General features: G+C 27.2%; 12 protein-coding genes. 11 read left to right on the forward strand and 1 reads right to left on the reverse strand.

Annotated elements, in window-relative coordinates:
• Positions 1–124 precede the first annotated feature (124 nt).
• The 11 genes from SCHRY_RS00250 (at position 125) to SCHRY_RS00305 (ending at position 11,646) form a co-directional block, all read left to right on the forward strand.
• Positions 125–442 (forward strand): hypothetical protein, encoded by a 318-nt coding sequence (locus tag SCHRY_RS00250; protein ID WP_016338464.1) that lies wholly within the window; start codon positions 125–127, stop codon positions 440–442.
• A 1,027-nt stretch (positions 443–1,469) separates the two neighbouring features.
• A complete protein-coding gene (locus SCHRY_RS00260) occupies positions 1,470–1,889 on the forward strand; it encodes a hypothetical protein (protein ID WP_016338466.1) in 420 nt (139 codons plus the stop codon).
• 185 nt (positions 1,890–2,074) lie between these two features.
• On the forward strand, positions 2,075–3,091 hold the full coding sequence (locus SCHRY_RS00265) for a DNA cytosine methyltransferase (protein ID WP_016338467.1): 1,017 nt from the start codon (positions 2,075–2,077) through the stop codon (positions 3,089–3,091).
• Positions 3,091–3,879 (forward strand): Eco47II family restriction endonuclease, encoded by a 789-nt coding sequence (locus tag SCHRY_RS00270; protein WP_016338468.1) that lies wholly within the window; start codon positions 3,091–3,093, stop codon positions 3,877–3,879. Before SCHRY_RS00265 ends, SCHRY_RS00270 begins: the two co-directional genes overlap by 1 nt.
• Before the next feature lie 576 nt (positions 3,880–4,455).
• On the forward strand, positions 4,456–4,878 hold the full coding sequence (gene rpsL, locus SCHRY_RS00275) for a 30S ribosomal protein S12 (protein WP_016338469.1): 423 nt from the start codon (positions 4,456–4,458) through the stop codon (positions 4,876–4,878).
• 50 nt (positions 4,879–4,928) lie between these two features.
• On the forward strand, positions 4,929–5,396 hold the full coding sequence (gene rpsG, locus SCHRY_RS00280; protein ID WP_016338470.1) for a 30S ribosomal protein S7: 468 nt from the start codon (positions 4,929–4,931) through the stop codon (positions 5,394–5,396).
• Positions 5,397–5,423: 27 nt separating this feature from the next.
• Positions 5,424–7,499: an elongation factor G gene (gene fusA / locus SCHRY_RS00285; protein WP_016338471.1), complete on the forward strand. Its 2,076-nt coding sequence runs from the start codon at positions 5,424–5,426 to the stop codon at positions 7,497–7,499.
• A 121-nt stretch (positions 7,500–7,620) separates the two neighbouring features.
• A complete protein-coding gene (tuf, locus tag SCHRY_RS00290; protein WP_016338472.1) occupies positions 7,621–8,808 on the forward strand; it encodes an elongation factor Tu in 1,188 nt (395 codons plus the stop codon).
• A 124-nt stretch (positions 8,809–8,932) separates the two neighbouring features.
• The gene (locus SCHRY_RS00295) at positions 8,933–9,541 is read left to right on the forward strand and encodes a LemA family protein (RefSeq protein WP_016338473.1); all 609 of its coding nucleotides are present in this window, start codon (positions 8,933–8,935) and stop codon (positions 9,539–9,541) included.
• 51 nt (positions 9,542–9,592) lie between these two features.
• A complete protein-coding gene (locus tag SCHRY_RS00300; protein ID WP_016338474.1) occupies positions 9,593–10,615 on the forward strand; it encodes a DUF3137 domain-containing protein in 1,023 nt (340 codons plus the stop codon).
• A 26-nt stretch (positions 10,616–10,641) separates the two neighbouring features.
• The gene (locus SCHRY_RS00305) at positions 10,642–11,646 is read left to right on the forward strand and encodes a DUF3137 domain-containing protein (RefSeq protein ID WP_016338475.1); all 1,005 of its coding nucleotides are present in this window, start codon (positions 10,642–10,644) and stop codon (positions 11,644–11,646) included.
• A 1-nt stretch (position 11,647) separates the two neighbouring features.
• On the opposite strand, the gene SCHRY_RS00310 is transcribed toward SCHRY_RS00305, so the two are convergent.
• Entirely contained in the window at positions 11,648–12,130 is a 483-nt protein-coding gene (locus tag SCHRY_RS00310) for a hypothetical protein (RefSeq protein ID WP_016338476.1), read from the reverse strand.
• Positions 12,131–12,232: the final 102 nt, after the last annotated feature.

The raw sequence follows: 12,232 nt of genomic DNA on the forward strand, positions 1-12,232 counted from the left end.
AAAAATAAATTTTAAGTAAACTTTTAAGTTTTTCTAATAATTTTTAAAAATATAAACTTATATAAAATAAATTTAAAATTTTGCAATAGGAAAAAGTAAGAAAATTCATAGATTGGAAATAATTATGAGAATTAATTTGTATCAGCATACTCGTGCTATAAAAAATGGAGAACATATAACTCGTAATTTAGACATTATGGATAAAACAAAAGTTGATTTATTTATATCTAATCTAGAAAATTGAGATGTTGGAATAGTATTTATAACTAATCATAATTTGTTTGATTTAAATCAATTTAATTTTTTTGAAGATCAATTGAATGAAAAAAATATTTTATTATTACCAGGTATTGAAATTAATATTAAAGATAATGAAAATAATATTCATAATATGAATATTCTAGAATTAATGAAATATCAAAAACTGGAAAAATGGTTATAATTTTTACTACAATGCAAATCTTGGAGTTAGAACTTGGTCATATTTAGTAATTTATAGAGAATTGGCAAAAAATGGGGCAGAAAATAATACATATTTAGGCAGTGCATTTTAAAAAATTTTGAGAATATGGATAACCCTATACATGAGAAGAAATATCAGAAGATATTCTTGAAGGTGGAAAAGAAGCATTTGATTAAAAGTCTTAAGTTTATTGAAATTATAGTTTTGAATAATTTTAGTAATATAATTGGCTTATTAAAATTAATAATTTTTTTAGATAATGTAAAATATGATTTTAAATTTAAGTTTTAATATATAAATAAATTAATTCCAAAAAATAGAATTTGTAAAATTAAATAGAGATAAATATCCAAATTAAGGAACATAATTAAAATATAGTAAAATTTTAAAATTAATTATTTTAGTTAATGTTTAATATGCATTTTTCGCTATTATAATTTTTAGAAGATTTATTATTTTATTAGTTAGCAAATTTAATTTTTGCTAACTAATAAAATAATATTTGAAATTTGTAAAGGAGATTTATGAGAAAAAAAATTAAAATTAGAATTATTTTCTACTTATTTTTAGTATTAATTTTACTTTTATTAAATTTTATAAATTTAAATAATAGATATAATAATACAGAAGATAAAAAAATAAGTTTAAATTCAAAAAATTTAAATTTGTTTTTTAAAAATAATATATTTAATTACAAAAATGGCTTTTTTTTAAAAATTTATTAGATAATGAGGATTTAAATAATTTAGAAATAAAAAATAATTTTTTATATAATTCTCATTATTTAATTGATATATTAATTTATAAATTAATTATAAAAAAAATACAAAGCAATTTTTATTTTAATTTAGATGATTATTTTATTAAAATAAAGTCTCACAATTTGTTTGGGGGAGTTGGGAGTCCCATTTTTAATAAATATTATAGAATAAAATTTAGTTTTTCTATTTTTAAAAAACAAAATAATAATTTAGTATATAAAAACAAAAATCTAATACTAAATTTTATGGAAACTTATTTATTTAATAAAAATGATTGGATTAATTATTTTATTGATTATCAAATTAATTTTAATTTAAGTAAAAATAATAAATTTAATTATTTTAGAGAAATATTAGAAGATGATTTAACGCAGGAAAATAAGCAAGACTATATTTTGGATAATTTAGAAAATATTAAAGAAAATTTATCTAATTATTTAACAAATCTATATTCAAATAATATGTTAAATAATAAAAAATATTGATTATATAATGATTATAAAATTAAAGTAAGAGTTGAATACTATAAATACTTAGGAGTAGAAACATGTAAAAAAAATTTAATAAATTTCTTTAAAGAATTTTTATCTTTAACTTTTTCTTTTACTGATAATCTAAATATAAATGTTAAAATAGATTTAATTTTTTTAATAAAACTAATTTAATTTATAGTTTATTTTTAGATGTCTCTATTATAAATAATATTAATTATTTAGACAAATAATACAAGGAAAAATATCAACTTAAAAAATAGAATATATTTTTTGGAATTATGGCAAAGATATAAAAAATAATATATACTTAATAAAAATACTAAAAATAAATTGTAAAATAATGGTAAGGAGAAGGTATGAGTAATAAATATACAGTTTTGGAATTATTTGCTGGAGCTGGTGGATTAGCACTTGGTTTAGAAAAAGCTGGTTTTAATACATTGGGTTTAATAGAAGTTGATAAGTGAGCAGTTGAAACTCTTAAAAATAATAGACCAGAGTGAAATATTATTCATGATGATATTATAAATATAGTTAATCAAGGTATTAAAAATTTTGTAAATACTAATGTAGATGTTGTATCAGGAGGTTTTCCTTGTCAATCTTTTAGTTATGCTGGGAAAAGGCTAGGTTTAGAAGACACTAGAGGTACTATGTTTTATTATTATGCAGAAATTGTTAAAGAATTACAACCTAAGATTTTTTTAGTAGAAAATGTAAAAGGATTAGTTAATCATGATTTTGGAAAAACATTTAAAACAATTTTAAATGTTTTTGAAGATTTAAATTACAAATTATATTGAAAAGTATTAAATGCATGAGATTATAATGTAGCACAAAAAAGAGAACGTTTGGTTTTGATAGGAATTCGAAAAGACTTTTCGAATAAAGAATTTCTTTTTCCGAATCCAATAGCTCCAAAATTAGTTCTTAAGGATGTTCTAAAAAAAGTTCCTAATTCAGTTGGTGCTGAATACCCAAAAAGAAAAAAAGAAATTTTAAGTTTAGTTCCACCTGGTGGTTGTTGACGTGATCTTCCAGATGATTTAGCTCAAGAATATATGGGAAAAAGTTATTTTTTGGGTGGTGGCAGAACAGGAATGGCAAGAAGAATCTCCTGAAATGAACCGTCTTTGACATTAACTTGTTCTCCTGCACAAAAGCAAACAGAAAGATGCCATCCTGATGAAACTAGGCCATTTACAACAAGAGAATATGCAAGAATTCAGTCATTTCCAGATAATTGAATATTTGCAGGAAGTATTAATAATATATATAAGCAAATTGGCAATGCTGTGCCTGTTGAACTTGCAAAAAATATAGGAATTTCTATAATTAATTATATCAACAATGTTAATAAGGAGAAAAAATAATGGAAAGATACGAATTAAATTTTATTTCACAAAGTAATTTAGAAAAACATATAAGGAATACTATTTTAAAATATAGTGAATCTATTAATGGTATAAATTTGAAACAATTTAATTCTAATATTGTTGATCCAATTAAAATGTTATTTGATTCTTTAGTTTTTAAAAAAGATATTGAGGATATTATTGAAAGTGAAATAATTCGTCAAAAAGATAAAAGTAATAATAATATTATAGGTTATTTTCATCAAAATCTATTTAAATATATAAATAATTCTGATTGAATAGTTCCAAAAACAGGATTTGATATTGAAAATATTAATAATAAAATTTTTGTTGAAATGAAAAATAAACATAATACGATGAATGCGTCGTCATCTCAAAAAACATATATTAATATGTTAAACAAAATTGCCAATGACTCGGAAGCAAAGTGTTTTTTAGTTGAAATTATTGCCAAAAAAAGTCAAAACATTATATGAGAATTAAGTTTAGATGGAAAGAAAAATTGTAATGAAAGAATAAAAAGAATTTCAATAGATAAATTTTATGAAATAGTTACAGGTGATAAATTAGCATTTTATAAATTATGTAATACACTAAAATGGTTAATAAAAAAGGTTATTGATGAAATGCCTGAATTTAATAAAACAAAAGAAGATACAGTTATTATTGAATTAAAAAATATGGCACAAAATAATTTAATGAACTCTTTATTTTTTCTTGCATTTAATACTTATTATGGATGAAAAGAGGAAGACTATTTAACAGATAATTATAAGATAAGTTAAAAATTATATAAATTTTTTTCAAGAAATATATAGTATTATTTTAAAACTAATTAAAAAATAATGAAAAAGTAAATCAAAGTTACTTCCTTAATATTATGTAAGAGTACAAATCTATTTTTTTAATCCTATTAAATTTACTCCAAATAATTTAGGGCAACTTTTTTGATTGGAATTTTATGAGGAAAAATGAAATTAAAGAAATTGAACTATTAGAAGCATATATGTTAAATGATAAACAATTTATTAAATATTAGTTTTAGTGAACATTTAATAATTTTGAAATTATTAAATATATTGAAATTAATTTTGAAAAAATTAGTAAAAATTTAATAACTTTTAAAATAATTAGAACGGAGGAAGACATAATTTTGAAGATTTTAATGAATTATTTTTATATTTTAAAATTTGAATCAGCATTGAAAAGATAAAAAAACATAACATAGAATTGAAAGAAATATCAGATTATATTAAATAATTTAAATCATAAAATTAATTGACTAAATCTCTATTTTTCTGTATTATTATATACGGATTGTATTGTTTGATACACTCGGATATGTGAAAGGAGACAAGAAGATGCCAACAATTAACCAATTAGTTAGAAAACCTCGTAAAGATAAAGTTTGAAAAACAAAAGCACCAGCTTTAAATCGTGGTTTAAACTCTTTACAGAAAAAAGTAACAAATGTAACATCACCACAAAAACGTGGGGTATGTACTCGTGTTGCCACAATGACACCGAAAAAACCTAACTCAGCGTTACGTAAATATGCCCGTGTTCGTTTAACAAACGGAATGGAAGTTACTGCGTATATTCCTGGTGAAGGACATAACTTACAAGAACATAGTGTGGTTTTAATTCGTGGAGGAAGGGTTAAAGACTTACCAGGGGTACGTTACCACATTATTCGTGGGACATTAGATACGGCTGGAGTTAATAACCGTAAACAAAGCCGTTCATTATATGGAACTAAAAAACCAAAAGCTGCTAAAGCTTAATTAAAATAAATAAAAACAATAGAAGATTATTACGAAAGGAGGCAAAATAAATGCGTAAACGTCAAGCTGAAAAAAGAGATGTACTTCCAGATCCAGTGTATAATTCAAAATTAGTAACACGTGTCGTTAATAAATTAATGATTGATGGGAAAAGAGGAGTTGCTCAAACAATTTTATATGGAGCGTTTGAAATTATTAAAGAAAAAACTAATACTGAACCATTAGAAATCTTTAACAAAGCAATTGCAAACATTACTCCACACTTAGAATTAAAAGTTAGAAGAATTGGGGGAGCTAATTACCAAGTTCCAATTGAAGTTAATGAAGAACGTAAAGTAGCATTAAGTTTACGTTGATTAATTAACTATGCTCGTTTAAGAAATGAAAAAAGCATGGTTGATAAATTAGCCCATGAAATTATTGATGCATCAAATGGAATTGGTGGATCAGTGAAGAAAAAAGATGATACCCATAAAATGGCGGAAGCTAATAAAGCTTTTGCTCATTACCGTTGATAAGAATTAATAGAAAGGAAAAACAGAAAAATGGCAAGAGAATATTCTCTAGAGAATACAAGAAACTTTGGAATTATGGCCCATATTGATGCTGGTAAAACAACAACAACTGAGCGTATTTTATTCCATACAGGGAAAATTCATAAACTTGGTGAAACTCATGATGGGGCGAGCCAAATGGACTGAATGGCCCAAGAACAAGAAAGAGGGATTACAATTACCTCTGCGGCAACAACTGCCTTCTGGCATAATGTTCGTTTAAATATTATTGATACTCCAGGTCACGTTGATTTTACAGTTGAAGTAGAACGTTCATTACGTGTTTTAGATGGGGCGGTGGCTGTATTAGATGGTCAATCAGGGGTTGAACCACAAACTGAAACAGTTTGACGTCAAGCATCAACTTACCATGTTCCAAGAATTGTTTTTGTTAACAAAATGGACAAAATTGGTGCTGACTTCTTATACTCAGTAAAAACAATTCATGAACGTTTACAAGGAAACGCCCACCCAGTACAAATTCCAATTGGAGCAGAAGATCAATTTTCAGGAATTATTGATATTATTGAACGTAAAGCTTACCACTATGATGGATCAGCCAACGAAGAAGCCCAAGAAATCGAAATTCCAGCAGACTTAAAAGATTTAGTTGAAGAATACCGTGTTAAATTAATTGAAGCGGCAATGAACTTTGACGAAGAATTAATGATTAAATACTTAGACGGACAAGAAATTAGTGTTCCCGAAATTAAAGCGGCAATTAGAACAGCAACAATTTCCGGGCAATTCTTCCCAGTCTTTTGTGGAAGCGCTTTTAAAAACAAAGGGGTTAAATTAATGTTAGATGGCGTGATTGATTACTTACCTTCACCCGTTGATATTCCAGCGATTAAAGGAACTTTAGAAGACGGAACCGAAGTAGAACGTCATTCAGACGATTCAGAACCATTCTCAGCATTAGCATTTAAAATTATGACCGATCCATTTGTTGGAAAATTAACATTCTTCCGTGTTTATTCAGGAATCTTGAAAAAAGGAAGTGCTGTTTTAAACTCAACAAAAGGAAAAACTGAAAGAATTGGTCGTTTATTAAAAATGCATGCTAATAACCGTGAGGAAATTGAAGAAGTTTACGCGGGAGATATTGCTGCTGCTGTTGGGTTAAAATTAACAACAACAGGAGATACTTTATGTGATGAAAAAAATGAAGTTATCTTAGAATCAATGGTCTTCCCAGAACCAGTTATTAGTTTAGCGTTAGAACCAAAAACAAAAGCTGACCAAGAAAAAATGAGTTTAGCGTTATCAAAATTAGCGGAAGAAGACCCAACTTTTAGAACATGAACAGACGAAGAAACGGGACAAACAATCATTGCCGGAATGGGTGAGTTACACTTAGATATTCTAGTTGATCGGATGAAACGTGAATTTAAAGTTGAAACTAATGTTGGAGCACCACAAGTTTCATACCGTGAAACATTCAAAGATAGTGCTGATGTTGAAGGTAAATACATTAAACAATCAGGGGGACGTGGACAATACGGACACGTTTGAATTAAATTTGAACCAAACCATGATAAAGGGTTTGAGTTTGTTGACGGAATTGTTGGAGGGAAAATCCCTCGTGAATTTATTGGATCAGTTAAAAAAGGAATCGAAGATTCAATGCTGACTGGTAAATTAGCCGGGTATCCAATGATTGATATTAAAGCAACATTATATGATGGGTCATACCATGATGTCGATTCATCACAAATGGCCTATGAATTTGCGGCTAGTTTAGCGTTAAAAGAAGCGGCTAAAAAAGCAAAAGCAGTTATTTTAGAGCCAATTATGGCTGTTGAAGTAATTGTTCCGGAAGAATATTATGGGGATGTAATGGGGAACTTATCATCACGTCGTGGTCAAATCGAAGGAAATGACCAACGGGGAAATGCTCAAGTTGTTAAAGCCAAAGTACCATTATCAGAAATGTTTGGATACGCAACTGACTTACGAAGCTTTACTCAAGGTCGTGGAACATATACAATGATTTTCTCACATTACCAAGATGCGCCAAAATCAATTACTGAAGAAATTATTAAAAAAGCCGGAAAATCAGAATAATTTGATTTTCTGTTGCTGATAATGGTTTAATCTACCATTTTTACAAAAAAGATTGCAAAGTAAAACAAATTAATTTAAAATAACTATGACATTTGTCTATAACTATAGGAGGAAAAATTAAATGGCAAAGCAAAAATTTGATAGAAGTTTACCACACGTAAACATCGGAACAATTGGTCACGTTGACCACGGTAAAACAACTTTAACTGCTGCTATTACAACAGTATTAGCTAAAAAAGGTTTCGCTGAAGCAACAGGATATGACAATATTGATAAAGCACCTGAAGAAAGAGAACGTGGAATTACAATTAATACATCACACGTTGAATACCGTACAGAAAACCGTCACTATGCACATGTTGACTGTCCAGGTCACGCCGATTATGTTAAAAACATGATTACAGGAGCAGCCCAAATGGATGGAGCAATTTTAGTTGTTGCTGCAACAGATGGACCAATGCCACAAACAAGAGAACACATTTTATTATCAAGACAAGTCGGAGTACCAAAAATGGTAGTTTTCTTAAACAAATGTGACATGGTTGATGATGAAGAAATGATTGACTTAGTTGAAATGGAAGTTAGAGACTTATTAAGTGAATATGGCTTTGATGGAGAAAACACACCAGTTATTAGAGGATCAGCTTTAAAAGCTCTTGAAGGGGATCCAAAATGAGAAGAAAAAATCATTGAATTAATGGCAGCAGTTGACTCATGAATTCCAGAACCAGTAAGAGATACAGAAAAACCATTCATGATGCCAGTTGAAGACGTTTTCACAATTACAGGACGTGGAACAGTTGCAACAGGGCGTGTTGAACGTGGAATTGTAAAAATTAACGAAGAAGTTGAAATTATTGGATTCACAGAAGAAACTAGAAAAGTTGTTGCAACAGGTTTAGAAATGTTTAGAAAATTATTAGACGAAGCTAAAGCTGGAGATAACGTTGGAGTCTTATTACGTGGAGTTGACCGTGAGCAAATTCAACGTGGACAAGTATTGGCAAAGCCAGGAACTGTTAAACCACATACAGAATTTAAAACACAAGTTTATGTTTTAAGTAAAGAAGAAGGAGGACGTCATACACCATTCTTTGGAAACTATCGTCCACAATTCTACTTCCGTACAACTGACGTTACTGGATCAATTACATTACCTACTGGAGTAGAAATGGTTATGCCAGCTGATAATGTTGAAATGACTGTTAACTTAATTGCCCCAGTTGCGATTGAAGAAGGAACAAAATTCTCAATTCGTGAAGGTGGACGTACAATCGGAGCCGGAACAGTTACATCAATTATTAAATAATTATTATCAAACAAACAATAAAACAACCTTCATGGTTGTTTTTCTTTTGTTTTTCTCTTGCTTATTTGGAAATTATTTATATAATTATTTATGTAGTGAAAAATCACAATGAGGAGGAACAACAATGGCATATAATCCAACCCCAAAAAATGAAGAAGTTGTGGCAAAAGCATCAGGCTTAGGAAAGTTTTTTGTTTATATTTGGTTTATTTTAATTTTTCCAATTTTCTTTTATATTGGGACAAGAAATAATTTAATTCGTCAAAAAGAACGAATTGAAGAAACAGCATCAGGGATTGATGTGCAATTAAAACGTCGTGTTGATATGTTAACAAAATTAATTGATTCAACAAAACAATATATGAAATATGAAAAAGATACTTTAGAAGGGGTAATTGCCTTACGAACACAAGCAAACAATCTAAAAGTGCAAGACTTTGAAAAAGTTAACAGTAAAGTAAATGAACAATTAGGGAAAATTAATGTGACTTTAGAAAACTACCCAGATTTAAAAGCAAGTAACAATGTGATTGAATTGCAAAAAGGGATTCGTGATTGTGAAGACAACATTGCCGCTGCTCGTCGTTTTTATAATTCAGCTGCTCGTGAATTTAATGGAAAAATTAAAACATGACCATCAAATGTTGCGGCAAGTGCTTTAAAGTTACATTCATTTTTATATTTTGAAGCAACTATTGAAGAACGCCAAGATGTTAAAGTTAATTTATTTTAAAAAATAGGAAGACAAGCTCCTATTTTTTCTTGAGAGAAAGGTTTTAGTAACATGGTAGAAAATATTACTTGAAACTGAGAACAAACGGTTTATGAAGACTTATCAAACACAATGGGGGATAATGCCAACCAAGATTTAAAGGAACTAAATAGTAAAGTTAATAAGTTGAGAATTAAAAATAGAACATTTTCTCTTGTCATTGTCGCATTAGGAATGCAAGTTGTAATTACTGGTTTTGTATTGTACTTTTTGGTACCTAATATTTTAAAAAATGAATGGTGAGTCTGACCTATTATTGGATATTTTGTATTAGTTACCGTACCATTTATATATTTGATAGTACAAAATTTTATAATAAACAAACAAATTCGTAAACTGGATTTTATTTTAGGACCAGCCATGAAACAAACAAAAGAAATAGATTATGAAAAATTATATCGTAAAGCATTGGAAGAAATGACTAATAATAAATATCATTTAATTGGTCTTTCCCAAAAGTTTCATATTCAATCAACTATTGATTTACCAAAAAATAGTTATGCAAGTAATCATAATGTTTTAAACATATATGAAAAAGACACAGATTTTATTTATTCTTTAGGTACTATTAGTCTTGGTCAGACCGTTAAAAACATTGTTGAATATTCCCCGGTAACTTATTTTAATGTTAAGGTAAAAAAATCTTATGATTATTATGGTTCAATTATTTTAAAAAATACAGAATATAAAAATTTAATAAATGATAACACAGTGTTAGAATCAAATAAATTTGAAGAATTATTTATAGTTAATTCAAGTAATCAAATTGGGGTTCGAAAACTATTAACGCCAAAAGTAATTAGTAATTTAGTTAAACAAATTAATCGCAAAAACTTACCAGTAATTGGGGTAAAAGATGATGTTATTACGTTTGCTTTTGACCAAAAGGATTCGGAATATAACCAAAATAAAATTTTAGATGACAGTGAAATTGAGAAAGACAATTTTTATAAATCATTATGTCAAAAAATTACTAAAGATATTAATTCATTCCTTGAAGCCCTTTATTGAGTTGATGTATTAGGGTTAAAATAAGAAAAAAATAAAATATAGGAGGAAACATGAGTTTAAATAATAATAACTGACAAGAACAAGTCCAAACTGATATTAAAAAAATCATCAACCAGTATGATCCAGCGAAACTTGCGAATATCCAAAAAATTGCGAAAAAGAAAAAAATGGGAACCTTAATGTTTATTTTTTCCTTGTTGGCAACAATTGGGTTTGGGATTGGAATTTATATGACATTGGAAAGCTCAATAGTATTAATAGTCATGATTATTTGCTTTTTAATTTGTGCAGGTTTTTTAATATGAGCGCTAACAATTTTTGGGCAGTATCGAAAAGTTGTTAGATGAATTAGCGAAGTAATGGGACAAGTTAACTATAAAGAATATTATCATGCTGCGTTACAAGAAAATAGTAATCAAGATTTGCAATTAATTGATTTAACCCAAAGTTTTAAAACATCACCTTTTAAATTTTTACCTAGTGGTAAAACAAAAGTTGATAATGTTTTAATCATTTTTTCTGAACAGCAACAAAATTATTATTGCTATGGGACAATTACTCAACAAATTAAACAAACAACTCGTGATTCAAAAGGGCGAACAACGACACATTACTATTATTATCGTTTCCCTTTTTTAACAGCGCAATTAAATCGTGATTTAGAAGTTAATGCAGTAATTCAACGCTCAAAAGGGATTTTAAAAATCTTTCAAGGGGATAATACAACATTAGAATCAGATCAATTTGAAAAACTTTATGCTGTAAATGCTAATAATCAAATTACAATTCGGAAATTATTAACCCCAAAAGTAATGGTTAATTTAATTGATAATGCTGATCGAGGTGTTCCAAAAGTAGCAATTAACAATAATTTACTAACTTTGAGTTTTAGTTCTTTTTCGGTTAGCGGTTGATCAGATCCAAAAGGAATGATTTGAGGGGATATTTTTAATGCCCCAAATACAATTACTGAAGATATTTGCAAAGAAATTACAACAAATTTAAATGAGTTTTTTCCACGCTTAGATTGATTAAAAGTCTATGATTTAATTTAAGTTATTTTTGTCAATATTTTTTATTAATTGCAAATAATGTTAACAAAGTAAAACCACTATTAACAACTAATATTCAAGTCATAATACTAAAACCTAAGTATCATTGTTTTTTTAAAACAAGATTATAATCAACATTTGTAATTAGTTGGACAGCTCAAATTGTTACAAAGAAAAACACAAGAGCAAAAATTAGATTAAGAAAATAAAAATAATAACCAAGAGTAACCTTTTGGTTTTCTTTTGGAAAAATAAAAACTTTTGTTAAGACAAAGGGATTTTTAAAAATTAAGTAATTAATAAAAATTAAAATTAGATTAGTTGTAATAAATAGCAAGCAGTAAATTAATTTATCTTTTGTTGAAATTGCTTGAACAAAAAGCAAACTAAGAATAACAATTAAACTACTAATAGCTAAAAAAATGAATAGTCATAAAAGGTTTCGCTTATTTTTTTTAATTATTTGTTTAATATCTTCAACTGTCATAACTGCCCCCTGTGATAAAATTCGATTTTTTCTTTACTTAAAGTATATAATATTAATAGAAATAATTAAAATTATTATTTTATAAATCAAATAAAGAAAGAG

Origin of the sequence: Spiroplasma chrysopicola DF-1 (genome assembly GCF_000400935.1) — a bacterium.
Taxonomy (GTDB): domain Bacteria; phylum Bacillota_I; class Bacilli_A; order Mycoplasmatales; family Mycoplasmataceae; genus Spiroplasma; species Spiroplasma chrysopicola.